Origin of the sequence: Micropruina sonneratiae (genome assembly GCF_025972045.1) — a bacterium.
In the GTDB taxonomy this organism is placed as follows: domain Bacteria; phylum Actinomycetota; class Actinomycetes; order Propionibacteriales; family Propionibacteriaceae; genus Micropruina; species Micropruina sonneratiae.
This window is the reverse complement of record NZ_JAPDHX010000005.1, coordinates 59,000-83,907: the sequence shown is the minus strand read 5'-3', so window position 1 is coordinate 83,907 and position 24,908 is coordinate 59,000. Positions and strand designations below refer to the sequence as shown.

The window sequence follows — 24,908 nt, the reverse complement described above, 5'->3', positions numbered from 1 at the left end:
CCGGCTCGACCGTCAGCCCTTCTTGGCGCGGTTGCGCTCCTTGGCCCGCTCGTGGGCGGGCAGGGTCACCTTGCGCAGCCGGACGTGCGCCGGCGTCACCTCGAGGCATTCGTCGGAGCGGCAGAACTCCAGGGCCTGTTCCAGGGAATGCACCCGCGGCGGGATCAGCCGCTCCAGCTCCTCACCGGTGGAGGAGCGCACGTTGGTGAGCTTCTTCTCCTTGGTCGGGTTGACGTCCATGTCCTCGTTGCGCGGGTTCTCGCCGACGATCATGCCCTCGTACACCTCGTCGCTGGGAGCCACGAACAGCACCCCGCGCTCCTGCAGGTTGAACAGGGCGTAGGAGGTGACCGCGCCGGTCCGGTCGGCGACCAGCGAGCCGGTCGAGCGGGTGGTGATCTCGCCCGCCCACGGCTCGTAGCCCTCGAAGACGTGGTGCATGATGCCGGTGCCGCGGGTCTGGGTGAGGAACTCGGTGCGGAAGCCGATCAGCCCGCGGGCGGGCAGCACGAATTCCATCCGCACCCAGCCGGTGCCGTGGTTGATCATCTGCTCCATCCGCGAGCGCCGGGTGCCCAGCAACTGGGTGACGGTGCCGACGTGGTCCTCGGGAATGTCGACGGTGAGCCGCTCGAACGGCTCGTGCAGCTTGCCGTCGATTTCGCGGGTCAGCACCTGCGGCTTGCCGACGGTCAGCTCGAAACCCTCGCGGCGCATCATCTCGACCAGCACCGCGAGCTGCAGCTCGCCACGGCCCTGCACCTCCCAGGTGTCGGGGCGTTCCGTGGGCAGCACCCTGATCGACACGTTGCCGATCAGTTCGGCGTCCAGCCTGGCCTTGAGCAGCCGGGCGGTCAGCTTGCTGCCCGACTTGCCGGCCAGCGGCGAGGTGTTGATGCCGATCGTCATCGAGATGGACGGCTCGTCGACGTGGATCAGCGGCAGCGGTGACGGGTCGTCCGGGTCGGACAGCGTCTCGCCGATCATGATGTCGGGGATGCCGGCGATCGCGACGATGTCACCCGGCCCCGCCTGCTCGGCCGGCACCCGCTCCAGGGCGTGGGTCATCAGCAGTTCGGACAGCTTGACGTTCTGGACGCTGCCGTCGGTGCGGCACCAGGCCACGTTCTGGCCGCGCTTGATGGTGCCGTTGATCACCCGGCACAGCGCGAGGCGACCCAGGTAGGGGGAGGCGTCCAGGTTGGTGACGTGCGCCTGCAGCGGCGCTCCCTCGGTGAAGACCGGGGCCGGGATGGCGTCCATGATGACGCCGAACAGCGGCTCCAGGTTCTCCGAATCGGGCATGCCGCCGTCCTCGGGCTGGTTCAACGAGGCGCGGCCCGCCTTGGCGGCGCAGTACGCCACCGGGAAGTCGAGCTTGTCGGCCTCGTCGTCCTCGAGCAGGTCGAGGAACAGTTCGTACACCTCGTCGGTGACCTCGCTGATCCGGGCGTCGGCCCGGTCGACCTTGTTGATCACCACAACGATCGGCAGGTGCTTGGCCAGCGCCTTGCGCAGCACGAACCGGGTCTGTGGCAGCGGGCCCTCGGATGCGTCCACGAGCAGCAGCACGCCGTCGACCATCTCGAGGCCGCGCTCGACCTCGCCGCCGAAGTCGGCGTGGCCGGGGGTGTCGATGATGTTGATGGTGACCGATGTGCCGTCGGCCAGCGCGTGGTCGACCGCGGTGTTCTTGGCCAGGATCGTGATGCCCTTCTCACGCTCCAGGTCCATCGAGTCCATCACCCGCTTCTCGACGTCCTGATTGGCGCGAAAGGCGCCCGACTGCCACAGCATGGCGTCGACCAGCGTGGTCTTGCCGTGGTCGACGTGGGCGATGATCGCGACGTTGCGCAGATCGGCGCGGACGGGCATGCAGGGCTCCTCGGTTCGGACAACCTGATGATTCTACGGGTTGGCCGGACGTCGGGTCGCACCGCCACCGCTGGTCGAGCCTGGCGAGGCCGGGCTCAACCGGCGGACTCGGTCGGGGGCGGTCGTCGATACGTCCACGAGGTGAGGGCCGTGGTCAGCATGGCGATCAGCACGCCCAGAAAGATGTGCACGTCGGCGATCTCGAGCTTGCCCAGGGTGAACTGCACGACGATCGCCGCCGCGGTCAGCCAGGCGAGCCAGAGCAGCACCCGTCCGGCGGTGCGGCGCAGCACGGTGAAACAGATCGCGCAGGCGATCGCCAGGGTGATCGTCACGCCGGCACCGATGGCGTGAAACACGAGGTAGCTCTTGTCGCGTTTGCCGATCGCCGCGGCGGCGAAGCCGGCCTGACCGATCACCGCGCTGATCAGCAGGGTGACGGCCGACCGCAGCCAGATCAGGTGCGGGTGGGGCAGTTCGACGCGTGCGGCCATGCCTCAGTGTGCCGTAGCGATGCTCGCGTGGGCAGACCCGACCGAGTCAGTCGGGGGGAAAGTGCCGCACCGAGAATCCCTTCAGTTCGCGCTCGGCGACCCCCGCACCAGGCACGATCCGGGTGTTCAGCCCCTCGATGCGGCGCAACAGCCAGTTGGTGTCGAGGCCGGCGTATCGGTCATGGCCGGACGCCACCTCGGTGCGGCGGTCGAACAGCGCGTCCGCCTCGTCGAAGAAGAGCGTCCAACCCTTGCGTTCGGCCTCGTCGAACAGTTCGCGAAGCACCTTCTCGGTCTCGCCGAGGTACTTGCTGTGCACCTGGGCCAGGTTCACCACCACCGCGACGCCGGTCGAGGCCGGCCGGAGCGCCGGTGGAGTGCGCCGTTGCAGCCGCTCGTCCATCACCCGAGCGTAGTGCGCGTCACCTCGTCTGTGCCTGCTGGTTGCGGTCACAGCAGGGTTCGGCCCAGATACTGCCCATAGTGCTCGCCGCCCGTGCCTTGTTGTTCAGCGAATAGGGCTGCGGACCCTTGGACGTCGTCCAGCAGTCGGCAAGGATCCCCCAGCCCGAGTCGGCGGCGGTGCCACGGTCTTCGCGCGGAACGCCGATGAGCACACTGAGCGTGCCCTCCCAGTCGGCTCCCATCTGATAGTTGCGCAGGCCGGCCAGCGTGGCCCCGAGTTGGTCGCCCTTCTCGGACTTGCCCGGCAATCCGTGGCCCGACGTCAGGCTGGTCGCCTTCAGCTTCCAGAAGAGATTCATGCGGGTGATGCTGCCGGCATCGACCACCGATCCGACGTTTTCCCCAGGCGCCCCGACCCACAACTGGTAGGTACCGTCGTTTGGGGACATGAAATATCCGATGACCACTGCCGACCCGAACCGGTCGCCGGTTTCGTTGGCGCCCGGAACGCCGGACGTGTTCTGGTCGATCGACTGCATCACTTTGAGCTCGTCGTCGGCGTCCACAAATACCTGCACCGAGCCCGTGTCCACCTTGCTGCGATGTCTTCGCCAGGCACCCCGACGGCCGCGTAGTAGTCCACACCCAAGGCGGCACCGGAGTGGTCGCCCGTCTCGTCCACGCCGGGCACGCAGGGCTGTTCTGCGTGTACGACATGCCCCGCACGGTCATCGGGTCCCCGGTCGTCGTGACCAGCTTCACCACCGCGCCGGCATCGGCCGCGGCACCGACGTCCTTGTTGGGCATACCGACCAGGTCGTCTGCCACGACGCCGCCGAAGTTGTCACCCGCCGTCGAATCGCCGTCCACGCCGGGGCTGCTCTGGGTGACCCGGCTGGCCGACCCCAACACCGGAGAGGTGAGCGGGTAGAAGTACACGGCGCCGGCGTCGGTCGCCGCCCCGTCGTCGTAGCCGGGTGCGCCGACCAACAGAGCGCTGTCGCTCGTCGTCGTGGTGTGGATCCAGCCGAAGCGCGCGGACGGGTCGGGTGACTCGATCACCGTGACGCCGGAGGTCACCAGGCCCTCGGGGCTGCCGTACACGATCGTGACCTGCCCGGCCCACCGTTCACCCCGGGGGCAGCCGATCAGCAGGCTGTAGTAGTAGCCGCCGTTCACGTCGAAGGCGTAGGTGGCGGCGCCGAATTCGTCCGAGTGCGTGCGGCCAGGCCGAGGCCGGCCGGTGTCAGCCGGGTGGGTGCCCCCGTGCGGCTGCAGAACACGTCGACCGCATTGGCGGCGGGCACACCCACCACGGGGTCGGAAAGCCGTCGTTGTTGAAACTGTCGGACGATCCGCTGGAGCACTCGGTGAGCGCTTCGGCTCGCGTGGCAGCCACCCCCGACAGCGTGATTTCCAGGGCGATTGCCCAAACGAACGTCATCATCCTGCGCATAGACGAGGTCCTTCCCATCGTGTCGTCCCACAACTGACGCGGCGGACCGGCCTTTCGTTGCGTCCCCGAATGAGTTTCGACAGTGACAGTCGTCGGTTGCCGATCTGCGCCGTGGACGGCGCCGTCGTCCTCGCCGGCTCAGGGACAGTTCTGCGGGGTGACGCAGCGATCGCCGGTGCGTCGGCTTGCCCCGCCCCGACCCCCACTGGCTAGGGTCGCTCACCTATGTGCCAGCACCTCCCCGCCCGACGCGCGATCGTGCCAAGGCGGCGCCGGTGAGCCATTCGGCGCTCGAGCGGCTCTCCCCGGCGTTCCCGCAACGGGCGCCCTGGGGCACCTCGGCGAAGCTGCGGGCGTGGCAGGCTGAGGCGCTGCAGCAGTACCTGGACGCCGCGCCCACCGACTTCTTGGCCGTTGCCACCCCGGGTGCGGGCAAGACCACCTTCGCGCTGCGGGTTGCGGCCGAACTGTTGCATGCCCGCACCGTCAGGAAGGTGATCGTCGTCGCACCGACCGAGCACCTCAAGGTGCAGTGGGCGGACGCTGCGGCGAAGGCCGGCATCCAGCTCGACCCCGGACTGGCCGGACGCCGCAAGGGCCGCTCGAAGCAGTTCGACGGGGTAGCCGTCACCTACGCCGGGGTCGCCGCGGGCATGCTCAGCTACGAGGCGATGGTCGCCCGTGACGACACCCTCGTGATCCTCGACGAGGTGCACCACGCCGGTGACTCGCTGAGCTGGGGCGAGTCGGTCGCCGAGGCGTTCCGGCTCGCCAAGCGCCGGTTGGCGCTGACCGGGACGCCGTTCCGCTCCGACGCCAACCCGATCCCGTTCGTGCGCTACGACGAACTCGCCGGCGGTGCCCGCATCTCCCGCGCCGACTACTCCTACGGCTACGCCGACGCGCTGCGCGACCACGTCGTCCGGCCGGTCGTGTTCATGAACTACGGCGGGCCGATGCGCTGGCGCACCAAGGCGGGCGAGACCGTCGCCGCCAACCTGGGTGGGCTGCAGACCAAGGACGTCACCGCACAGGCGTGGCGCACCGCACTGGACCCTAAGGGGGAGTGGGTCTCGGCCGTGCTGGCCGCCGCCGACCGCCGGCTGACCGAGGTGCGGCGGCACGTACCCGACGCCGGTGCGTTGGTGATCGCCAGCAACCAGACGCACGCCCGCGCCTACGCGAAGGTGCTCGCGTCGATCACCGGCGAACAGCCCACCGTCGTGCTCTCCGACGACCCGGGCTCCAGCAGGCGGATCGAAGCGTTCGCCGAGGGCGAGGACCGCTGGATGGTGGCGGTGCGGATGGTGTCGGAGGGGGTGGACGTGCCCCGGCTCGCCGTCGGGGTGTACGCGACCGCCACCTCGACACCGCTGTTCTTCGCCCAGGCCGTCGGCCGCTTCGTCCGGGCCCGCCGCCGCGGTGAACTGGCCACCGTGTTCCTGCCCACGGTGCCGATCATCCTGGCCCACGCGTCCACCCTGGAGCGGCAGCGCGACCACGTCTTCGGTGCGCCGGCGGCGGCGGACGTGTGGGACGAGACCGACGCCCTGCTGGCGCAGGCCAATCGCACCGAGAACGCCGCCGACGAGCTCGAGGGCAGTTTCGAGGCGCTCGCCTCCGAGGCCACCTTCGACCACGTGCTGTTCGAGGACCAGCAGTTCGGCATGCACGCCGTCCCCACCTCCGACGACGAGGCGGACTATCTGGGCCTGCCCGGCCTGCTCGAGACCGACCAGATCGCGCACCTGCTGCGTGAACGGCAACGCCGCCAGGTGTCCCGGCACGACAAGGCCGGACGCCGCGAGAAGACACCGCCCGAGGTGGCTCTGCACCGGGCGCTGGAGGCGCGCCGCAAGGAGCTCAACAGCCTGGTCGCGCAGCACGCCCGGGCGACCGGACGCCCGCACAGCCACGTCCACGCCGAGCTGCGCCGGCAGTGCGGCGGGCCGCCGCTGGCCCGGGCCACCACCGAACAGGTAGAGGAGCGGATCGCGATGCTGCGGCGCTGGCGCTGAGCCCGGCCGCGTACCGCTAGCCTGCGGCGATCAGGGCGACCCCGGCGAACGCCAGCAGCACCCCCGCCAACTGCACCGGTTTGAGCCGTTCGTGCAGCAGCACGGCCGCCAACCCGACCGTGACCACCGGATAGAGGGCGGACAGCACCGCCGTCACCGACAGCAGGTCCATGGTCGTGGCGAAGCCGAGCAGGGCGTTCGCGGAGACGTCGCCGAGCCCCAGCAGAACCAGCTTCGGCAGATCGGAGGCCGCGACGCCGCCCACCGTGCGCAGCACGATCGCGGCCACCACGAAGCCGATCACCGAGGTGCTGCGCATGCCCACCATGGTCAGCATCGTCGAGGAGGCCGACCCGCGGGCGATCGCCAGCATCGTCACCCCGAAGCCGACGGCAGCGGCCAGCGCGAACCACACCGCCTGCTGCTTGACCGGCTGCTCGCCGCGCAACTCGGGGCCGCTGGCCATGACGGCACCGGCGAAGGCGACCACGATGCCGGCGAGCTGCAGGGTGTGCGGCTGCTCACCCGCCAGCAGGCCGGCCACGACGGGGATCGAGACGGCCAGGGCGCTGATCGGCGACACCACCCCGACGGTGCCGAAGGCAAGGGCCCGATAGAAGCAGACCAGCGCCAGCGACCCGGCGGCGCCGGCCAGCACCGACCAGCCCAGCCAGCCCCAACCGGCCGACGCCGGCACGAACGGCAGGACCGCCAGCAGCAGGACCAGTGAGCACGCCTGCGACACCCCCACCACGGCCGCCGAGGGCAGCCGCCGGCTGAGCATGCCGCCGGCGAAGTCGGCCGCTCCCCAGGTGAGCGCCGACCCCAGCGCCAGCAGCGGTCCGATCAGGGCCGGCTCACTGGGCTTCGGGGCGCTTCACGACGCCGTCGTCCATCGCCGCCTGCACATCGTGCGGCAACGCCGCCCCGGTGGCCAGTCGCGCCCGGCGGTAGCCGTAGGCGAAGTAGATCGCGAAGCCGATCGCCATCCAGCCGACGAACCGTACCCAGGTCTCCAGCGACAGGTTCAGCGTGAGGTAGAGGCAGATCACGGCCGAGAGCACCGGCAGCACCGGCGACAGCGGCACCTTGAACGCCCGCGGCAGGTCGGGCCGCTTGCGGCGCAGCACCACCACCGCGATCGACACCAGGATGAACGCCGTCAGGGTGCCGATGTTGACCATCTCCTCCAGCACGCCGATCGGGGTGAAGCCCGCGGTGATTGCGCAGACCGCGGTGACCAGGATCGAGATCATCCACGGCGTCCGGAACTTCGGGTGCACCTTGGCCAGCCGGATCGGCAGCAGGTTGTCGCGCGACATGGCGAAGATGATCCGGGTGGCGCCGATCATCAGGGTCAGCACGACGGTGGTCAGGCCGGCCACCGCACCGGCCGAGATCAGCGTCGCCATCCAAGCCTGGCCGTGGTGCACGAAGGCGCTGGCCAGCGCCGCCTTCGGGTCGATCTCGGTGTAGTTGACCATGCCGGTCACCACGAACGCGACCGCGCAGTACAGCACCGTGCAGATGGTCAGCGAGGCGATGATGCCGACCGGCAGGTCCTTCTGCGGGTTCTTCGCCTCTTCGGCTGTGGTCGCCACCACGTCGAAACCGATGTAGGCGAAGAAGACCAGCGCGGCGCCGGCGAACACGCCGCTCCAGCCGAACGCCATCGGCGCCGAACCGGTCAGCCACTGCAGCAGCGGCTGGGTCCAGCTGAACCCGGCGGTGGCCTCGGTGGGTGCCGCCTCGGGGATGAAGGGGGAGTAGTTGGCCGGGTTGATGAACATCGCCCCGGCGACGATCACGAACAGCACGATGAACAGCTTCACCGCGACCAGCACCAGGTTGACCCGCATCGACTCCTTGATGCCGACCGTGATCAGCACGCCGAGCGCGACCACCAGCAGGATCGCCGGCAGGTCGACCACACCGCCGTAACCGACGGCGGCCGGGATGGGCAGCCCGAAGTTCTCCATCAGCACGCCCAGGTAGGCGCTCCAGCCCTGGGCCACCACGGACGCGCCCAGGAACATCTCCAGGATCAGGTCCCAGCCGATGATCCAGGCGAACACCTCGCCGAGTGAGGCGTAGCTGAAGGTGTAGGCCGATCCCGACACCGGCACCGTCGAGGCGAACTCGGCGTAGCACATGGCGGCCAGCGCGCAGCAGATCGCCGCCACGACGAAGCTGATGATGATCGCCGGTCCGGTCATCTGGTGCGCGACGCGTCCGGTCAGGGTGAAGATGCCCGCGCCGATCACCACACCGACGCCGAACACGGTGAGGTCGAGCGCGGTCAGCGACTTCTTGAGCTGGTACTCCGGCTCGTCGGTGTCTGCGATCGACTGCTCGATCGACTTGGTACGTAGCACGCTCATCGGGACCTCCCGGGGTTGGCGCATGGGGTTGTCACAAGCTATTACGCGCGTGCGCTCCGGTGAAGCGGACGGGCCGCGAATGGGACGCCGCGGCACGGCCAGGGGTGAACCGGGCCACCCTCAGGGCTGGAGGAGTCCCCCGGCGGACGCCCGGCCCCTAGTCTTGGCTGCGTGACGCAATGGTTCACTGACGCCTTCCGGACCGAGTTCGACAAGCAGGCCGCCCAGCTCGGACGGTTCAACCTGGCGATCTTCGGCAAGACCGGCGTGGGCAAGTCCACCCTGATCAACGCGATCTTCGGCGAGCCGGTGGCCGCGACCGGCATCGGCGACCCGGTCACCCTGGATTCCCACCTCTATCTCGACACCCGTGGCACGCTCGGGCTGATCGATACCCGCGGGCTCGAGATCGGACGCGACGACGGCGAACTGATCAAGGAGGTCACCAAGTACCTCAAGGGCCTGCGGTCCAAGCCGGTCCAGGAACAGGTGCACGTGGCCTGGTACTGCGTCCGCGGCATGGACCGGCGCTTCGAAGAGGTCGAGGCGACGTTCATCCGCACCCTGCACGAGGCCGGCATCCCGGTGCTGGTGGTGTTCACCCAGGTACCGATGCGCGACGGCCAGTACCACCCCGACGCCGTCGAGCTGGCGCGCCAGGTCGAGGCCAAGCAACTGCCCATCGTCGGCGGGCGTCCGTTCATGACCTACGCGATGAGGGACCAGTTCACCGGTCAGCCGCCCTACGGCTTGATGGACGTCTTGCAGGCCACCTTTCAGGTTGTTCCTGACGCGGTCCAGGGAGCCCTCACCGCAGCCCAGGCGATCGATCTGGAAGCGAAACACAAAGCCGCGCAGCGACACATCAACGCGACCGTAGCGGGCGCCGCCGGTGCGGCCGCGGTACCGATCCCGTTCTCGTCGGCAGCCCTGCTGGTGCCGATGCAGCTGGCGATGATGGGCCGGATCGCCCACCTGTACAAGGTGCCGTTCGACCGCGCCGCCCTGCTCGCCGCGGCGTCCACGGGCGTCGCCACCACTCTCGGACGGACGGCCGCGGCCAACCTGCTCAAGTTCATCCCGGGCGCGGGCAGTGTCGCCGGCGGAGTCATCAACGCCTCGGTGGCTTCGGGTTTCACCCTCGCCATGGGTCAGGCCTGGCTGACGGTCTGCCAGCGCGCGGCCGCCGGCAAGCTGCCCACGAACGTCGAGGGCGTGATCGACTCGGCCGCGGTGAAGCACCTGTTCGAAGAGGAGTTCCGCAAGCGGATGCCGACCATCCGCAAGAAGGACGACTGACCCGAGAATCTTCTCTGGCAACATCTCCCGTCATCCGGGTCTGCCCGAGGATCCCGTTCGCGTGTTGCGCGCCCCCGTCGCGGTTCGGCGTTCTCAGCAACGCCCACAGTTCTCGGGAACGCCGACTGTTTTCGTGTTGCAACGCGAAAGTAGTCACCCGAGGTGCGAGTAGTCGGCGTTGATGAGAACGGCCGACCCCCCCAGGACGGCCGACCCCAAGTGTGAGCCCGGGCCGACCCACCCCGGACGGCCAAACTCGGCGCGACCCCGCCGTCGCGGTTCGGCGTTCTCAGCAACGCCCACAGTTCTCGGGAACGCCTACTGTTTTCGTGTTGCAACGCGAAAGTAGTCACCCGAGGTGCGAGTAGTCGGCGTTGATGAGAACGGCCTACCCCCAGGACGGCCGACCCCAGGTGTGAGCCCGGGCCGACCCACCCCGGACGGCCAAACTCGGCGCGCCACCGTCGCGGTTCGGCGTTCTCAGCAACGCCCACAGTTCTCGGGAACGCCGACTGTTTTCGTGTTGCAACGCGAAAGTAGTCACCCGAGGTGCGAGTAGTCGGCGTTGATGAGAACGGCCGACCCCCAGGACGGCCTACCCCCAGGACGGCCAGACCCCCAGGACGGCCGACCCCCAGGACGGCCGACCCCCAGGACGGCCGACCGGCGCGATCCCCCCGAACGGCAGACCCCGGGACGGCCAGCCCGGACGTCCACCCCAAACGGCCTCGACTGCTCGACCGGGGGGTGGACCGCCGTCCTACAGTGAAGCGATGGCGCTGAGCTTCTTCGACCTGTTCAGCATCGGCATCGGACCGTCGTCGTCGCACACGGTCGGGCCGATGCGTGCGGCGCTGCGGGTCGCCGAGGACCTGGCGGCCGAAGACAGGCTGGACGAGGTCACCCGGGTCCGGGTCGACCTGTACGGCTCACTGGGCTCCACCGGACGCGGACACCACTCCGACCGCGCCGTGCTGCTCGGGCTGCTGGGAGAACGTCCCGAGACGATCGACCCGGCCGGCGTCGAACCCGCCCTGCGGGTCGTGCGCAGAACCGGCCGACTGCCGCTGCTGGGCCGTCACGAGATCGACTTCGATCCGGACGCCGACATCGTCCTGCACCGCCGCCGCGCCCTGCCGCAGCACCCCAACGGCATGCGGGTGCGCAGCTTCGGCGCCGGCGGCGTGCTGATCGATGAGCGGGTGATGTTCTCGATCGGCGGCGGCTTCGTGGCCACCGCCGACGAGCTGGACGCCCCGCCGCCCCCGGCCCGCGACACCGAGCCCTACCCGTTCACCACCGCCTCCCGACTGCTCGCGCTGTGCGCCGAGCACGGGTTGAGCATCGAGCAGGTCGTGCTCGGCAACGAGTGCGCGCTGCGGCCCGAGGCGGACGTGCGGGCCGGGGTGCTGGCCACCTGGCGGGTGATGGCCGAATGCGTCCGCAACGGCTTCGCCACGAACGGCCGGCTGCCGGGCGGGCTGAACGTGCTGCGCCGGGCGCCCCAGTTGCACCGTCACCTGTCCGAGAACCCCCCGGACGACCTCACCGGCATGGACTGGATCGCCGCCTATGCGCTGGCGGTCAACGAGGAGAACGCCGCCGGCGGCCGGGTCGTCACCGCCCCCACCAACGGCGCCGCCGGCGTCATCCCGGCGGTGCTGCACTACTACCGCCACCACATGCCCGGTGCCGATGACGACGGCGTGGTCACCTTCCTGCTCACCGCCACCGCCGTCGGCGCCATCATCAAGACCACGGCGTCCATCTCGGGGGCGGAGGTCGGCTGCCAGGGCGAGGTCGGTTCGGCGTGCGCGATGGCGGCGGCGGGCCTCGCCGCGGTGATGGGCGGCACCCCGGCGCAGGTCGAGAACGCCGCCGAGATCGGCATGGAGCACAACCTGGGGCTGACCTGCGACCCGGTCGGTGGGCTCGTCCAGGTGCCCTGCATCGAGCGCAACGCGATCGCCGCGGTGAAGGCGGTGGCCGCGGCGCGCACCGCCATGCATTTCGACGGCACCCACCTCGTGCCGCTGGACACCGTGGTCGCCACGATGCGCGACACCGGCGCCGACATGCTGACCAAATACAAGGAGACGTCCAAGGGTGGTCTGGCGGTCAACGTCGTCGAGTGTTGAGACCGCTGGTCCCAATCGGCAGGAATCTGCCGAACTACGACACGTAGTAGTAGTAGTAGTGACAAGATCGCCATCATGAGTCAGCGAACCATTGGGGTAACCGAGGTCGCTCTCCGGGACGCCCACCAGAGCCTGATGGCCACCCGGATGGCACTCGAGGACATGGTGGACGCCTGTGCCGACATCGACGCGGCCGGTTACTGGTCCGTCGAGTGCTGGGGCGGAGCCACCTACGATTCCTGCATCCGATTCCTCAACGAGGATCCCTGGGCGCGGCTGCGGACCTTCCGCGAGCTGCTGCCCAACAGCCGGCTGCAGATGCTGCTGCGCGGCCAGAACCTGCTCGGCTACCGGCACTACGAGGACGACGTCGTGAGGCGTTTCGTCGACAAGTCCGCCGAGAACGGCATGGACGTGTTCCGGGTCTTCGACGCCCTGAACGACCCCCGCAACATGGCGGTCGCGATGAAGGCGGTGCAGGAGAGCGGCAAGCACGCCCAAGGCACGATCTGCTACACCATCTCGCCGCTGCACACCGTCGAGGGCTACGTGAAGCTCGCCGGGCAGCTGCTCGACATGGGTGCCCAGTCGCTGGCGCTGAAGGACATGGCCGCGCTGCTGCAGCCGCAACCCGCCTACGACATCATCCGGGGCATCAAGAGCACCTACGGCGAGGACACCCAGATCAACGTCCACTGCCACGCCACCACCGGCGTCACCCTGGTCACGCTGATGAAGGCCATCGAGGCCGGCGCCGACGTCGTCGACACCGCGATCAGCTCGATGTCGCTCGGCCCGGGCCACAACCCGACCGAATCGCTGGTGGCGATGCTCGAAGGCACCGAATACACCACCGCCCTCGACCACGACCGCCTGGTGCGCATCCGCGACCACTTCGCGAAGGTGCGCCCCAAGTACGCGGCGTTCGAGTCGGCCACCCTGGTCGACACCGACATCTTCTCCAGCCAGATCCCGGGCGGGATGCTGTCCAACATGGAGAGCCAGCTCAAGGCGCAGGGCGCCGGCGACCGGATCAAGGAGGTGATGGCCGAGGTGCCGCTGGTCAAGGCGGACGCCGGCCATCCGCCGCTGGTCACCCCGTCGTCCCAGATCGTCGGCACCCAGGCGGTGTTCAACGTGCTGATGGGCAAGTACAAGGTGATGACCGGCGAGTTCGCCGACCTGATGCTGGGCTACTACGGCGAATGCATCGGCGAGCGGAACCCCGAGGTGGTCGAGATCGCCAGGGCGCAGGCCAAGAAGGAGCCGATCACGGTCCGGCCGGCCGACTTGCTGGCACCCGAGTGGGACACCCTCACCGCGGACGCCGCCAAGCTCGACGGCTTCGACGGCACCGACACCGACGTGCTCACCTACGCCATGTTCCCGGGCGTCGCGCCCGGCTTCTTCAGCACGCGCGCGGAGGGCCCGAAGAACGTCGGCAAGACCGAGGCGCAGCTCAAGGCCGAGGCGGAGGCCAAGTCGGACTCGGGCAACGCGGTCACCGGCCCGATCAGGTACAAGGTCAGCATGGGCGGACGCCAGCACAGCGTGACCGTCGAAAGGGCGTGACGAGACAATGGCAAAGACCAAGGACATGAAACAGCGGGTCGACGACCTGCTCGAGAAGCGGCTCACCACCCGGGCCGGCGGCGGCGAGAAGCGCATCGAGAAGCAGCACGCGCAGGGCAAGCTGAGCGCCCGCGAACGCATCGACGCGCTGATCGACGAGGACACCTTCCAGGAGATCGGGCTGTTCCGGCGCAACCGCACCGTGACGTTCGGCATGGACAAGGCCGACATGCCCGCCGACGGCGTGGTCACCGGCACCGGTGCGGTGCTGGGCCGGCCGGTGCACATCGCCAGCCAGGACTTCACCGTCGCCGGTGGCTCCGCGGGCGAGACGCACAGCAAGAAGGTCGTCGAGATGATGGAGTCCGCGCTCAAGTGCGGTACCCCGTTCGTCTTCATCAACGACTCCGGCGGCGCCCGCGTCCAGGAGGGCATCGATTCGCTGTCCGGATACAGCCAGGTGTTCTACGCCAACGTGCTGCTGTCGGGCGCGGTGCCGCAGATCTCGATCATCGCCGGCCCCTGCGCCGGTGGCGCGGCCTACAGCCCGGCATTGACCGACTTCATCATCCAGACCCGCAAGGCCCACATGTTCATCACGGGGCCGAACGTCATCGAGCAGGTCACCGGTGAGAAGGTCACCGCCGACGGGCTCGGCGGCGCGGACGCCCACATGGCCGTCTCCGGCGTCAACCACTTCGTGGCCGACGACGACGAGCAGGCCATCCTGATCGCCAAGAAGCTGCTCAGCTTCCTGCCGCAGAACAACACCGAGGACCCGCCGATCGTCGATCCGGATCCCTACGTCGAGTACGACCCGTCGCTGCACGACATCGTCCCGGCCGAGGGCACCAAGGGCTACGACGTGCGCGAGGTGATCGGCAAGGTCGTCGACCACGCCGACTTCCTCGAGGTGCAGGCGGGCTACGCCCAGAACCTGGTCGTCGGGTTCGCCCGGATCAACGGCAAGAGCGTCGGTGTGGTGGCCAACCAGCCCAACGTGATGGCCGGCGTGCTCGACATCAACGCCTCCGACAAGGGGTCGAGGTTCGTCCGCTTCTGCAACGCGTTCAACATTCCGATCGTCACCTTCGTCGACGTCCCCGGCTTCCTGCCGGGCGTCGCCCAGGAGCACGGCGGCATCATCCGGCACGGCGCCAAGATGCTGTACGCCTACGCGGCGGCCACCGTGCCAAAGATCACCGTGGTGCTGCGCAAGGCCTACGGCGGTGCCTACATCGCCATGTCGGCGAAGGATCTGGGTGCCGACCAGGTGTTCGCCTGGCCGACCGCCGAGATCGCCGTGATGGGGGCCGAGGGTGCGGCATCGGTGGTGTTCCGGCGCGAGATCGCCGAGGCCGACGATCCCAACACCCGCCGTGCCGAGCTGGTCGAAGAGTACCGCGAGACGTTCTCGACGCCGTTCGTCGCCGCCTCGCGCGGCCTGGTCGACGACGTGATCGACCCGGGCGACACCCGGCGCAAGGTGGCCATGGCCCTGGAGTTGCTGGTGGCCAAGCGTCAGCTGCGGCCGGCCAAGAAGCACGGCCTCGGCCCGGTCTGATCGGAGACACACGATGAGCGACCAGAACGCCGAACTGCTCTCGATGGTGAGGGCGCTGACCGACAAGGTCACCGCCCTCGAGGTTGAGATCAAGGAGCTGCGGCTGCTGCACGCCGACGTCCCCGAGGAGACGATGGTGGCGATCGCGGCCGCGGTGGCCGCCTACCTGGGGCATCGGGCCAAGCGGCGCCAGGCGTCCTTCTCGAAGTCCGCTATCTGGCAGAGCGGCACCCGTCGCCGGCAGCACGCCCACGAACCGCTGCACCTGCGCAAAGGCTGAGGAACAGACATGAAACTGAAGGTCACTGTCAACGGCGTCGCCTACGACGTCGAGGTCGAGGTCGAGGAGCAGGAACGCCCCTCGCTCGGCGCGGTCGTCATCGGTGGTGGCGGAGCGGCGCACGCCCCGACCACCGCGTCGGTGAAGGCAGCCTCGGCCAACTCGGTGGTGGCGCCGCTGTCCGGCGTCGTCGCCCGCATCCTGGTCGCCGAGGGCGACGCGATCACCGAGGGTCAGGTGCTGCTGGTGCTCGAGGCGATGAAGATGGAAACCGAGATCACCGCGCCCAGCAGCGGCAAGGTGGGTTCCATCCTGGTCGGCGAACGCGATTCGGTGCAGGGCGGCGAGCCGCTGATCGAGCTAGCCTGAGCGGCGTCGGCCGAACTCAGGAGGCGGAATGCCCAAGCCCCAATGGGGGTGGTTCGCGGTCGCGGTCGTCGCGACCGCGACCGGGATCTGGCTGATCAGCTCCGGCCTGGTGCGCATCGACAGCACGACCGGTCCGCCCGGCGGACTGGCGTTCGCGCTCATCGCGCTGGTCGCGGTGTGGGCGTTCGGCAAGGCGTTCTTCAACTTCCCCGACTACCGTAAGCGGAAGTAACCGGGCCGGACGCGAACCGGTCCTGCTGCGATCTCGTCATCCCGGCGGACGCCGCCATCTCGCCACCAGCAACACGCCGGCGAGCAGCCCCGGTGTGAGCAGCACCAGGGCGTGCGCCCACCACAGCACCGCCGGCGCCGCCGAGGTGACGGACGCCGGCGCGGGCGCAACGCTGCGCGCCCACGCCACGAAGGCGTCCCCGACCGGCACCAGGCCGAACGCGAACCGGCGCCGGCCGTCCCACTCCAGCGGTATCCCGAGATACTCCGCCTGCCGGTCCAGGTCGGTGGCGAGCGCGGTGTCGCCGTTGCGCAGCGCCGCCGCCAGCGTGACCGCAGAGGCGGACGCCGACACCCCGAACAGCAACGGCCCGGAGTCGACGTCGCCGGCGTCCTCCACCCCGCGCGGGTACTCCCGGACGCCGACCAGCCCCGCCTCGCGGACCACGAACGTGTCGACGAAGCGCTGCCACTGCACGGCCGAGCCGCTGGGGTCGACGTCGGGCCAGAACGCCTGGATGATCGCCTGCGAACTGCCCCGCGGCCCCTCCGCCCCGCCCGCCGACGACAGCCGGTGCGGCAACAGTCCCGTCCCCGCGTCGCGCGAGGCGTCCAGCCGGCCGCGCCAGGCCGCGAGCTCGGCCGCCGGCAGCGGTTCGCCGGCGACGGCCCGGGCTCGCACCACCGCAGCCATCGCGACCACCGCGTCGCAGGGCCAGTACCCGCCCGGGTAGGACGCCGGGACGCCGGTGGGGGAGGCCAGCAGCGCGGCCCGCACGGCGTCCGCCTCGGCGAGCAACTCGGATCCTCCCGCTCCGCTCAGCCGCACCTGCTCCGCCCACAGCAGCAGCCGCCAGCCGCGGTAGAAGGTGCCGCCGGGCAGTTCGTCCAGGTCACCGAACCGGTCGCGCACCGCCGGCGTCCCACTGTCCGCCAGCGTGGCCCGCACCGTGTCCAGATCGCCGGTCGAGGCCGCCGCCAGCCCGGTCAGCAGGTGGGTGAAGAACTCCCCCTCGGGGAACAGGTCCTGCATCCGGTGGGCGGCGCCGTCGGCCCTGGCGGTGTTCAGCCAGCGCACCTGCGCGGCCACCCTGCCGGTGCCGCTGAGCGGCTGGGTGGAGGCGTGCACGACGTGCGCCGTCGCGGCCAGGCTGACCAGCAGCACCAGCACGGCCAGGACGCGCAGCGCCCTCATCCGGTGACCCGGTACACCTTGTGGTTGGCGGCCTGGGCGCGCGGCCGGATGACCAGCCTGTCGACGTTCACGTGGGCCGGACGGGTGGCCATCCAGGTGATCGCGTCGGCGATGTCCTCGGCGACGAGCGGGTCGGGCACCCCCGCGTAGACGGCGTCCGCCTTCGCCTGGTCGCCGCCGAAGCGGGTCGTGGAGAACTCCTCGGTGTGCACCATGCCGGGCGAGATCTCGCATACCCGCACCGGCTGGTCGAACAGTTCCAGCCGCAGCGACCCGGCCAGCGACCGTTCGGCGGCCTTCACCCCGCAGTAGCCGGCCCCGCCCTCGTAGGGGGCCTCGGCGGCGGTCGAGGTGACGAACAGCACCATCCCCTCGCCGGCGGTCAGGGCCGGCAGCAGCGCCCGAGTGACCCGTCCGGCGCCCAGCACGTTGATGTCGTACATCCGCTGCCACGCGCCGATCTCGGCCTGCGCGACCGGGTTCTGGCCGAGCGCGCCGCCGGCATTGTTGACCAACAGGTCGAGCCGCTCGCCGACCGCCTCGGCCAACGCGGCGACCGCGTCGTCGTTGGTCACGTCACAGGTCACCGCGAGCCCGCCGATCTCTGCCGCCAGCGCCTCGATGCGCTCGGTGCGCCGCGCGGCGCAGATCACCTGGTAGCCGGACGCCGCCAGTGCCCGGGCGGTGGCCGCCCCGATCCCGCTGCTCGCACCGGTCACAACTGCTCGTCGGCTCGTCATGCGGCCGATTCTGCCAGTCGCTAGCGTGCCGGGATGGCACGGATCGCATTCCTGGGGTTGGGCCGGATGGGCTCGGGCATGGCGTCGCGGCTGCTCGCCGCCGGCCACGACCTGACGGTGTGGAACCGCAGCGCGGGTCGCGCCCGGCCGTTGGTGGTGGCCGGTGCCCGGCTCGCCGACAGCCCGGCGGCGGCGTCCGAGGGTGTGGACGTGGTGGTCGCGATGCTGGCCGGCGACGCGGCGTCGGAACGGGTCTGGCTCGGCGAGGACGGCGTCCTGGCCGGCGCGCCGGCGGCCGGTGCTGGAGCCGCTGGCGCGGCACGTCGAACACTTCGGCGGCGTCGGGACGGGTACCGCCTACAAACTGATCGTCAACCTGATGGGGGCGGTGCAACTCGCGGGGGCGGCCGAGGGCCTGGCGATGGCGCAGCGCGCCGGACTCGACCTGACCCAGGTCGTCCGGGTGCTGGCCACCGGTCAGGCGGCCAGCCCTCAGGTGGTGCGCAACGCGCAGCGGATGGTCGCCGGCGACCACGACCAGCGGGTCACCTTTCCGGCCGGCTGCGCCGCAATGACACCGACTACTCCCTACGGCTGGCCGACGCGCTCGACCTCGGCGTCCCGCTGGGCGAGGTGGCGTTGGCCGGACTGGACGCCCTGCTGGCGTCCGGACTCGGCGAGGCCAACGAGAGTGCGGTGATCGAGGTGGCCCGCAATCGCCCCCGCCCGCTGCCGGGCCGGGGCGCCGACCACTAGGCTCAGGGCCATGAGTGCGAACCTGATCCTGCTCCGCCACGGTGAGAGCGAGTGGAATGCCCTGAACCTGTTCACCGGCTGGGTCGACGTGGACATCAACGAGAAGGGTGTCGGCGAGGCCAAGCGCGGTGGCGAACTGCTCGCGCAGGCCGGCCTGCTGCCCGATGTGCTGCACACCTCGGTGATGCGGCGGGCCATCCATACCGCCAACCTGGCGCTGGAGAACTGCGATCGGCATTGGATCCCGGTGCGCCGGCACTGGCGGCTCAACGAGCGCCACTACGGCGACCTGCAGGGCAAGAACAAGGCCGAGACCCTCGAGCAGTACGGGGAGGAGAAGTTCATGCTCTGGCGGCGGTCCTACGACACCCCGCCGCCGGAGATCTCCGACGACAACCCCAACACGCAGTTCGACGACCCGCGCTACGCCTTCCTGCCCACCGAGGCCCGGCCCAAGACCGAATGCCTCAAGGACGTGGTCGTGCGCATGCTGCCCTACTGGTACGACGCCATCGTTCCCGACCTGCGCGCCGGCAACACGGTGCTGGTCACCGCGCACGGCAACTCGCTGCGGGCGCTGGTCAAGCACCTGGACAACATCTCCGACGCCGACATCGCGTCGCTGAACATCCCCACCGGCATCCCGCTGCACTACGAACTGGACGACGACCTGCGTCCGGTCACACCCGGCGGCACCTACCTCGACCCGGAGGCCGCCAAGGCCGCCATCGAGGCGGTCAAGAACCAGGGCAAGAAGAAGTAGCCCCGGCCACCCCCACCGCTCGCCTAACTACCCAGCGCTCGCCGCCAAGCTTGGCGAGCGCTCGGTAGTTAGGGGAAGGCGGAGGCGAGGCCTCAGGCGTAGGACCAGTTCTCGCCCGCGGGATGGTTGCCGGTGACCACGTAGATCACCCGGCCGGCCATGATCACCGCGTGGTCGGCGATCCGCTCGTAGTAGCGGCCCAGCAGGGCGACATCGACGGCTGCCTCGACCGAATAGGGCCACTCCGCGCCGAGCAGAATGCGGAACTGGCTCTTGCGCAGTTCGTCCATCTCCTCGTCGGAGTCGGCGAGCTTCGCCGCGTCGTGGGCGTTGCGGTCGTTCAGCGCGCGACCGGCGGTGGCCACCATGTCCTCGGCCACCCGCGCCATCAGTTCGAAGTTGGGCACCAGTCCCTCGGGCACCGCCTTGGTCGGGTAGCGCAGCCGAGCGATCTTGGCGACGTGGCAGGCCAGGTCACCCATCCGGGCCAGATCGGCGACCATGCGCATGGCCGCGACGATCGTCCGCAGTTCACCGGCCACCGGCGCCTGCCGGGCCAGCAGAACGAAGCAGCGGGCCTCGAGGTCGTCGTGCTGGGCGTCGAGCAGCGTGTCGTCGCTGATCACCTGTTCCGCGGTGGCCAGGTCGGCCTCCAGCAACGCCCGAGTGCTCAGCCGCACCGCACTCTGGACCCGCTCGGTCATGGCGACCAGGTCTTCGACCAAGCCGTTCAGGTCTTCGCGGTAGCTCTCTCGCATGTCTCCTCTTTCAGCTCTCGGCCGCTGCTTCGACCGAGGTCCGGGGCCTGGGCCGACCTCAACCCTAAGCCCGCCGCCTACCGACCGGACCGCCTGCGGCGAAGACCAGGTGAACAGTCGGTGAACTCTGCGAGGAGGCCGATCGCCGGCCGACGAAGGGCCCCTCGGCGTGCGCTTATGATCCAGCGTGTGAGTCCGCTCGTCGCAAGCCTGCTGGGGGTGGTGCTCGGCGTGCTCGCGACCCTGCTGGCCGTCATCGCCACCCGCACCCGCCCGGTGGCCGACGACCCCGTCGCGACGCCGGTGCTCCCGCCCATGCTGGTGACCACGATCGAACACCTCCGCGGTCCCGCCGTCGTGCTGGGCCCGCACGACGAGGTACTCACCGAATCACCGGCCGCGGCCTCCTCGGGCCTGGTCCGGGGGCGCCGGCTCGCCGCCGAGGTGCTCGAACTGGTGCGTGAAGCCCGCCGCGAGCACGAGCCCGGCGTGCTGAACCTCAACGTCCCGGGCGGGCTGGGAATGCCGGCCCGGAAGCTGGCCGTCCGGGTGGCGCCGTTGGGGGAGGAACTGGTGCTGATGGTGGCCGACGACCGCTCCGAGGCGTTGCGCGTCGACGAGACCCGGCGTGATTTCGTCGCCAACGTCACCCACGAACTGAAGACCCCGATCGGCGCGGTGTCGCTGCTCGCCGAGGCGATCGCCGGGGCCGCCGACGATCCGGACGCCGTGCTGCACTTCACGCAACGCCTCTCCGACGAGGCCGCCCGGCTCAACGAACTGGTCTCGCAGATCATCGCGCTGTCGCGCCTGCAGTCCACCGACCCCCTGCTGGCGGCCTCACCGATCGACATCGCCGAAGTGGTGGACGTCGTGCTCGACCAGGCCAGGGCGCTGGCCGACAGCCGCGGCATCACCCTCACCCAGCACCGTTCGGGGGCGGCCTTCGTCCGGGGCGACCGGGATCACATCGAGGCGGCGCTGCGCAACCTGGTGCAGAACGCGATCGCCTACTCCGACGCCGGCGCCCGGGTGACCATCACCACCCGGCTGTCCTCCGACACCGCCGGCGACTGGGTCGAGATCAGCGTGTCGGACAACGGCATCGGCATCGCCGAGGCCGACCAGCCGCGGATCTTCGAACGCTTCTTCCGCGTCGACTACGGCCGCAGCCGAGCCAGCGGTGGTACGGGCCTCGGCCTGTCGATCGTCAAGCACATCGCCGCCGCGCACGGCGGCACCGTCAGCCTGTGGAGCCGGCTGGGCCAGGGCTCCACGTTCACCCTGCGGCTACCGGCTCACCACCCCGACTCCGACGCCGAAGGGACGGCCGCATGACCCGGGTTCTGCTGATCGAGGACGAGGACGCCTACCGCGAGACGGTCGGCTTCCTGCTGCGCAAGGAGGGTTTCGACGTCGTCGAGGCCGCCGACGGCACCATGGGGCTGACCGAGTTCGAGCGCGGGGGCGCCGACATCGTGCTGCTCGACCTGATGATGCCCGGACTGCCCGGCACCGAGGTGTGCCGCCGGCTGCGGGCGCGCAGTTCGGTGCCGGTCATCATGGTCACCGCCCGCGACGACGAGATCGACAAGGTGGTCGGCCTCGAACTCGGTGCCGACGACTACGTCACCAAGCCGTTCAGCCATCGCGAGCTGGTGGCGCGCATCCGCGCCGTGCTGCGCCGTGGCCAGGACGTCGAACTCGAGCCGGACGTGCTCGAGGTGGACGCCGTCCGGCTGGACGTCGAACGGCACGAGGTGTGGGTGCGCGGTCAGCAGGTGAAGCTGGCGCTGAAGGAGTTCGAACTGCTCGAGATCCTGTTGCGCAACGCCGGCCGGGTGATGACCCGTGGCCAGCTGATCGACCGCATCTGGGGCGCCGACTACGTGGGGGACACCAAGACCCTGGACGTGCACATCAAACGGTTGCGGGCCAAGGTCGAGACCGACCCGGCCGACCCGCAGCTGCTGGTCACCGTGCGCGGGCTCGGCTACAAGTTCGAGGCCTGAGCCGGCCTGTAATGGGGACGGTTCCTTTTTAGGCCACCGCTCGGACGCTGTGTTCGGCCTTGTGAGGAGGCGCTTGCCGGGGGTGACCGGCCGGCCTGAAATGGAACCGTCCCCATTTGAGGCCGGTGCTCGGCGGCGGCCGAGCCCGCGGGCTCGGGTCAGCCGGCGCCTCCGACCGTAATGCCCTCGAACTCCGGGTCGTCCGCCGACAGTACTGGGGCGACCACCTTGACCTGGCCCGCGGTGGCGAAGGTGAGGGTCAGGTCGACCAGCAGGCCCGGCTTCAGGTCGGGCGAGCTCACCGCGATCCTGGTGGGCGCGTCGGTCAGCACGAACAGGGTGTTGGTCGGCATGGCCAGGGGCAGCCCGGTGGCCGTGACCACCAGGGCGCTGCCGGCGGAGCCGTCCACCTTCTGCGGCGTGCCGGCCACGGCGGTCAGGGTGTCGTCGGCGTAGCTGACCAGCGACGCACTCACCAGCCCCTGGCCGGTGGAGTCCGCGATCACCAACACGTTGCGCACCATCACCTGGCCCACTGAGGTGTTGACGCCCTCTGCCGGGGTGTAAGGCTGCAGGGTCTGGGCGCCGAAGCCGCACCCGGTCAGCCCCAGCGCGAGGGGCACACACAGGCTGGCGGCGAGGCTACGAAGGCTGCGGGCCATGGGGAACTCCTTGTGGTCGCCGGTTTGGAGGCCAGCGTAACGAATTGCGTCCGGCTTTGGGACCGCCGATACCCGTGACACACGGAGAGACCTGGATGTGGGTTTACCTGAGATCTATGTGGGTTTCTGTTGACATTGCTATGAATTTGCGTATGATTCAACACAATCCACGTTGGATGAGAGGTGCGACACCGATGTACGCCGAGGAAAGACAACGCACGATCGTCAACCTGGCACTGCGCTACGACCGGGTGTCGGTGACCGAGTTGGCTGGACGCTTCGGCGTTACCACTGAGACTGTCCGCCGCGACCTCGACGTGCTCGACCGGCGCGGCATCCTGCGCCGGGTGCACGGCGGGGCCGTGCCGGCCGAGAACGTCCGCCTGGTCGAGACCGCCGTCGCCGATCGCGAGCCGGCCTTCTCAGCCCAGAAGGCGCGCATCGCACAGGCCGCACTCGCCTTCCTGCCCACCGGCGAAGGCTCGACCGTGCTGATCGACTCGGGCACCACCACCGCCCGTTTCGCTGCGGCGATGGGTGCCCACCCCCGCACCGTCGTCACCAACTCGGTGCCGATCGCGTCGCAGCTGGCGCTGTCCCAGCGCGGCGATGTGCACCTGCTGGGCGGACGGGTCCGCGGCCTCACCCAGGCCACCGTCGGCGGCGAGACCGTCGAGGCGCTGGGCCGGCTGCGTTGCGACGTCGCGTTCCTCGGCACCAACGGGCTGACCGCCGAGCACGGGTTCTCCACCCCCGACCCGGACGAGGCGGCAGTCAAGCGGGCGATGGTGCACGGCTCGCGGCGTCGGGTCGTGCTGGCCGACTCGTCCAAGATCGGCGTTACGCTGCTCGTCAGCTTTGCCGCCCTCAACGAAATTCACGTACTGGTCACCGACGCCGGTCTGGCCGAGGCTGATCGTCAGCAACTGGTCAACGCAGGACTGGAGGTTGTTACCGCATGATCATCACCCTGACCGCCAACCCGAGCCTCGACCGGACCGCAAGCCTCGACGCGCCCCTGGCGCGCGGGCAGGTCCAGCGAGTCAGCGGGGTCACCGTCGAGCCGGGCGGCAAGGGGGTCAACGTCGCCCGGGCCATCCACTACGCAGGCCATGCCGTCCGGGCCGTGCTGCCCGCTCCGGCCGACGACCCGATCCTAGGCGCCCTGCGCCACCTGGGCGTCGACTACCGCACCGTCGAGGTGGACGAGGGCGTCCGGACGAACTTGACTCTGACCGAACCCGACGGCACGACCACCAAGCTCAACGAACCCGGGCCGGAGCTCACCGCCGAGCTGGTCGAGCAACTGGCCGCCCTGGTCGTCGACCAGGCGAACGGCGCCGAGTGGGTGGTGCTGTCCGGCTCGCTCCCGCCCGGCGTGCCCGTCGACTTCTACGCCACCCTGGTGCGGCGGCTGCGGCCGCTGGGCGTGAAGGTGGCCGTCGACACCTCCGACGAGCCGCTGCAGGCGCTGGTCGACAACTTTCCCGAGGCCGCGCCCGACCTGCTCAAACCCAACTCCGACGAGCTCGCCCAACTCACCGGGGCGGACGCCGAACAGCTCGAAGCTGCGGCCAAGGCCGGCGACCCCGGCGCCGCGGTGGACGCCGCGCGCAGCCTGGTGGCCGCGGGCGTCCGGGCGGTGATGGGCACCCTGGGCGCCTCGGGTGCGGTGCTGGTCACCGCCGAGGGCGCCTGGCACGCCGCCCCTCCGCCCATCGTCCCGCGCAGCACCGTCGGTGCGGGCGACTCATCGGTGGCCGGCTACGTGCTGGCCGACTGCGGGGGAGAAGCCGCCCCCGACCGCCTTCGAACCGCTGTGGCGTACGGCTCCGCCGCAGCATCCATGGCCGGAAGCGCCCTGCCCAGGCCAGAGCATCTCAACACCGCAGCCGTCGTCGTCACCGACCTGGCCTGATCCGAAACACCCGAAAGGAACC

The 24,908-nt window shown here is 69.9% G+C and carries 25 protein-coding genes and 1 pseudogene; 16 read left to right on the top strand and 10 right to left on the bottom strand.

Going from position 1 to position 24,908, the window contains the following annotated elements; genetic code table 11:
* Positions 1-12: 12 nt before the first annotated feature.
* The 4 genes from typA to OIE40_RS13365 all read right to left on the bottom strand — a co-directional run bounded on the left by typA (position 13) and on the right by OIE40_RS13365 (position 3,367).
* On the bottom strand, positions 13-1,875 hold the full coding sequence (typA, locus tag OIE40_RS13380) for a translational GTPase TypA (protein ID WP_264703010.1): 1,863 nt from the start codon (positions 1,873-1,875) through the stop codon (positions 13-15).
* Between the two features lie 95 nt (positions 1,876-1,970).
* Entirely contained in the window at positions 1,971-2,369 is a 399-nt protein-coding gene (locus OIE40_RS13375; RefSeq protein WP_264703008.1) for a hypothetical protein, read from the bottom strand.
* 46 nt (positions 2,370-2,415) lie between these two features.
* On the bottom strand, positions 2,416-2,772 hold the full coding sequence (locus OIE40_RS13370) for an ATP-binding protein (protein ID WP_264703006.1): 357 nt from the start codon (positions 2,770-2,772) through the stop codon (positions 2,416-2,418).
* A gap of 19 nt (positions 2,773-2,791) precedes the next feature.
* Positions 2,792-3,367: a hypothetical protein gene (locus OIE40_RS13365; RefSeq protein ID WP_264703004.1), complete on the bottom strand. Its 576-nt coding sequence runs from the start codon at positions 3,365-3,367 to the stop codon at positions 2,792-2,794.
* A gap of 68 nt (positions 3,368-3,435) precedes the next feature.
* Here OIE40_RS13365 and OIE40_RS13360 point away from each other — a divergent pair, with 68 nt between their 5' ends.
* Positions 3,436-3,705 (top strand): hypothetical protein, encoded by a 270-nt coding sequence (locus OIE40_RS13360; RefSeq protein WP_264703002.1) that lies wholly within the window; start codon positions 3,436-3,438, stop codon positions 3,703-3,705.
* An 800-nt stretch (positions 3,706-4,505) separates the two neighbouring features.
* Complete coding sequence (locus OIE40_RS13355) at positions 4,506-6,248, top strand: DEAD/DEAH box helicase (protein ID WP_264703001.1); 1,743 nt, start codon at positions 4,506-4,508, stop codon at positions 6,246-6,248.
* Between the two features lie 16 nt (positions 6,249-6,264).
* Here the strand turns inward: OIE40_RS13355 and OIE40_RS13350 are convergent, their stop codons facing one another.
* Both OIE40_RS13350 and OIE40_RS13345 read right to left on the bottom strand, forming a co-directional pair.
* Positions 6,265-7,083, bottom strand: a complete 819-nt coding sequence (locus tag OIE40_RS13350; RefSeq protein ID WP_264703423.1) for a DMT family transporter — start codon at positions 7,081-7,083, stop codon at positions 6,265-6,267.
* Between the two features lie 22 nt (positions 7,084-7,105).
* On the bottom strand, positions 7,106-8,629 hold the full coding sequence (locus OIE40_RS13345; protein ID WP_264702999.1) for an amino acid permease: 1,524 nt from the start codon (positions 8,627-8,629) through the stop codon (positions 7,106-7,108).
* Positions 8,630-8,800: 171 nt separating this feature from the next.
* On the opposite strand from OIE40_RS13345, the gene OIE40_RS13340 reads away from it, so the two are divergent.
* The 7 genes from OIE40_RS13340 (at position 8,801) to OIE40_RS13310 (ending at position 16,083) form a co-directional block, all read left to right on the top strand.
* On the top strand, positions 8,801-9,928 hold the full coding sequence (locus OIE40_RS13340) for a GTPase family protein (RefSeq protein WP_264702997.1): 1,128 nt from the start codon (positions 8,801-8,803) through the stop codon (positions 9,926-9,928).
* 773 nt (positions 9,929-10,701) lie between these two features.
* A complete protein-coding gene (locus OIE40_RS13335; protein ID WP_264702995.1) occupies positions 10,702-12,066 on the top strand; it encodes an L-serine ammonia-lyase in 1,365 nt (454 codons plus the stop codon).
* 75 nt (positions 12,067-12,141) lie between these two features.
* Positions 12,142-13,638, top strand: coding sequence for a methylmalonyl-CoA carboxytransferase subunit 5S (locus OIE40_RS13330; protein WP_264702993.1), 1,497 nt, complete (start codon positions 12,142-12,144; stop codon positions 13,636-13,638).
* 7 nt (positions 13,639-13,645) lie between these two features.
* A complete protein-coding gene (locus OIE40_RS13325; RefSeq protein WP_264702992.1) occupies positions 13,646-15,202 on the top strand; it encodes an acyl-CoA carboxylase subunit beta in 1,557 nt (518 codons plus the stop codon).
* A 13-nt stretch (positions 15,203-15,215) separates the two neighbouring features.
* Entirely contained in the window at positions 15,216-15,482 is a 267-nt protein-coding gene (locus OIE40_RS13320) for a hypothetical protein (protein ID WP_264702990.1), read from the top strand.
* Between the two features lie 9 nt (positions 15,483-15,491).
* Positions 15,492-15,851 carry a biotin/lipoyl-containing protein gene (locus OIE40_RS13315; protein WP_264702988.1) on the top strand — a complete coding sequence of 120 codons (360 nt, stop codon included), beginning with the start codon at positions 15,492-15,494 and terminating at the stop codon, positions 15,849-15,851.
* A gap of 28 nt (positions 15,852-15,879) precedes the next feature.
* Complete coding sequence (locus OIE40_RS13310) at positions 15,880-16,083, top strand: hypothetical protein (protein ID WP_264702986.1); 204 nt, start codon at positions 15,880-15,882, stop codon at positions 16,081-16,083.
* A gap of 36 nt (positions 16,084-16,119) precedes the next feature.
* Here the strand turns inward: OIE40_RS13310 and OIE40_RS13305 are convergent, their stop codons facing one another.
* Together OIE40_RS13305 and OIE40_RS13300 are read right to left on the bottom strand one after the other, a co-directional pair.
* Positions 16,120-17,277: a hypothetical protein gene (locus tag OIE40_RS13305; RefSeq protein ID WP_264702984.1), complete on the bottom strand. Its 1,158-nt coding sequence runs from the start codon at positions 17,275-17,277 to the stop codon at positions 16,120-16,122.
* On the bottom strand, positions 17,274-18,017 hold the full coding sequence (locus OIE40_RS13300; protein WP_264702983.1) for an SDR family NAD(P)-dependent oxidoreductase: 744 nt from the start codon (positions 18,015-18,017) through the stop codon (positions 17,274-17,276). Before OIE40_RS13300 ends, OIE40_RS13305 begins: the two co-directional genes overlap by 4 nt.
* Before the next feature lie 33 nt (positions 18,018-18,050).
* On the opposite strand from OIE40_RS13300, the pseudogene OIE40_RS17050 reads away from it, so the two are divergent.
* The 3 genes and pseudogenes from OIE40_RS17050 to OIE40_RS13285 form a co-directional block, all read left to right on the top strand.
* A pseudogene (locus tag OIE40_RS17050) lies at positions 18,051-18,245 on the top strand (NAD(P)-binding domain-containing protein); the annotation flags it as partial.
* A gap of 70 nt (positions 18,246-18,315) precedes the next feature.
* On the top strand, positions 18,316-18,717 hold the full coding sequence (locus OIE40_RS13290) for an NAD-binding protein (protein ID WP_264702981.1): 402 nt from the start codon (positions 18,316-18,318) through the stop codon (positions 18,715-18,717).
* Between the two features lie 66 nt (positions 18,718-18,783).
* Positions 18,784-19,536 carry a phosphoglyceromutase gene (locus tag OIE40_RS13285; RefSeq protein WP_264702979.1) on the top strand — a complete coding sequence of 251 codons (753 nt, stop codon included), beginning with the start codon at positions 18,784-18,786 and terminating at the stop codon, positions 19,534-19,536.
* Between the two features lie 92 nt (positions 19,537-19,628).
* On the opposite strand, the gene phoU is transcribed toward OIE40_RS13285, so the two are convergent.
* The gene (gene phoU, locus OIE40_RS13280; RefSeq protein ID WP_264702976.1) at positions 19,629-20,294 is read right to left on the bottom strand and encodes a phosphate signaling complex protein PhoU; all 666 of its coding nucleotides are present in this window, start codon (positions 20,292-20,294) and stop codon (positions 19,629-19,631) included.
* A 180-nt stretch (positions 20,295-20,474) separates the two neighbouring features.
* Here phoU and OIE40_RS13275 point away from each other — a divergent pair, with 180 nt between their 5' ends.
* Together OIE40_RS13275 and OIE40_RS13270 are read left to right on the top strand one after the other, a co-directional pair.
* Positions 20,475-21,632, top strand: a complete 1,158-nt coding sequence (locus OIE40_RS13275) for a sensor histidine kinase (protein WP_413774502.1) — start codon at positions 20,475-20,477, stop codon at positions 21,630-21,632.
* On the top strand, positions 21,629-22,306 hold the full coding sequence (locus tag OIE40_RS13270; protein ID WP_264702973.1) for a response regulator transcription factor: 678 nt from the start codon (positions 21,629-21,631) through the stop codon (positions 22,304-22,306). Before OIE40_RS13275 ends, OIE40_RS13270 begins: the two co-directional genes overlap by 4 nt.
* 158 nt (positions 22,307-22,464) lie before the next feature.
* On the opposite strand, the gene OIE40_RS13265 is transcribed toward OIE40_RS13270, so the two are convergent.
* Complete coding sequence (locus OIE40_RS13265) at positions 22,465-22,968, bottom strand: hypothetical protein (protein WP_264702972.1); 504 nt, start codon at positions 22,966-22,968, stop codon at positions 22,465-22,467.
* Positions 22,969-23,162: 194 nt separating this feature from the next.
* On the opposite strand from OIE40_RS13265, the gene OIE40_RS13260 reads away from it, so the two are divergent.
* Positions 23,163-23,930, top strand: a complete 768-nt coding sequence (locus OIE40_RS13260; protein WP_264702970.1) for a DeoR/GlpR family DNA-binding transcription regulator — start codon at positions 23,163-23,165, stop codon at positions 23,928-23,930.
* On the top strand, positions 23,927-24,886 hold the full coding sequence (gene pfkB / locus OIE40_RS13255) for a 1-phosphofructokinase (RefSeq protein ID WP_264702968.1): 960 nt from the start codon (positions 23,927-23,929) through the stop codon (positions 24,884-24,886). The genes OIE40_RS13260 and pfkB overlap by 4 nt, the downstream gene beginning before the upstream one ends.
* The last annotated feature ends 22 nt before the right edge of the window (positions 24,887-24,908 follow it).

Excerpts from the sequence above, each read along its gene's own strand:
- OIE40_RS13300 (WP_264702983.1), bottom strand. The coding sequence starts at position 18,017 with ATGACGAGCCGACGAGCAGTTGTGACCGGTGCGAGCAGCGGGATCGGG.
- OIE40_RS13325 (WP_264702992.1), top strand. The coding sequence starts at position 13,646 with ATGGCAAAGACCAAGGACATGAAACAGCGGGTCGACGACCTGCTCGAG.
- OIE40_RS13335 (WP_264702995.1), top strand. The coding sequence starts at position 10,702 with ATGGCGCTGAGCTTCTTCGACCTGTTCAGCATCGGCATCGGACCGTCG.
- OIE40_RS13285 (WP_264702979.1), top strand. The coding sequence starts at position 18,784 with ATGAGTGCGAACCTGATCCTGCTCCGCCACGGTGAGAGCGAGTGGAAT.
- OIE40_RS13270 (WP_264702973.1), top strand. The coding sequence starts at position 21,629 with ATGACCCGGGTTCTGCTGATCGAGGACGAGGACGCCTACCGCGAGACG.
- OIE40_RS13260 (WP_264702970.1), top strand. The coding sequence starts at position 23,163 with ATGTACGCCGAGGAAAGACAACGCACGATCGTCAACCTGGCACTGCGC.
- OIE40_RS13305 (WP_264702984.1), bottom strand. The coding sequence starts at position 17,277 with ATGAGGGCGCTGCGCGTCCTGGCCGTGCTGGTGCTGCTGGTCAGCCTG.
- typA (WP_264703010.1), bottom strand. The coding sequence starts at position 1,875 with ATGCCCGTCCGCGCCGATCTGCGCAACGTCGCGATCATCGCCCACGTC.
- OIE40_RS13375 (WP_264703008.1), bottom strand. The coding sequence starts at position 2,369 with ATGGCCGCACGCGTCGAACTGCCCCACCCGCACCTGATCTGGCTGCGG.
- OIE40_RS13310 (WP_264702986.1), top strand. The coding sequence starts at position 15,880 with ATGCCCAAGCCCCAATGGGGGTGGTTCGCGGTCGCGGTCGTCGCGACC.
- phoU (WP_264702976.1), bottom strand. The coding sequence starts at position 20,294 with ATGCGAGAGAGCTACCGCGAAGACCTGAACGGCTTGGTCGAAGACCTG.
- OIE40_RS13320 (WP_264702990.1), top strand. The coding sequence starts at position 15,216 with ATGAGCGACCAGAACGCCGAACTGCTCTCGATGGTGAGGGCGCTGACC.
- OIE40_RS13330 (WP_264702993.1), top strand. The coding sequence starts at position 12,142 with ATGAGTCAGCGAACCATTGGGGTAACCGAGGTCGCTCTCCGGGACGCC.
- pfkB (WP_264702968.1), top strand. The coding sequence starts at position 23,927 with ATGATCATCACCCTGACCGCCAACCCGAGCCTCGACCGGACCGCAAGC.
- OIE40_RS13265 (WP_264702972.1), bottom strand. The coding sequence starts at position 22,968 with ATGGCCCGCAGCCTTCGTAGCCTCGCCGCCAGCCTGTGTGTGCCCCTC.
- OIE40_RS13345 (WP_264702999.1), bottom strand. The coding sequence starts at position 8,629 with ATGAGCGTGCTACGTACCAAGTCGATCGAGCAGTCGATCGCAGACACC.
- OIE40_RS13315 (WP_264702988.1), top strand. The coding sequence starts at position 15,492 with ATGAAACTGAAGGTCACTGTCAACGGCGTCGCCTACGACGTCGAGGTC.
- OIE40_RS13370 (WP_264703006.1), bottom strand. The coding sequence starts at position 2,772 with ATGGACGAGCGGCTGCAACGGCGCACTCCACCGGCGCTCCGGCCGGCC.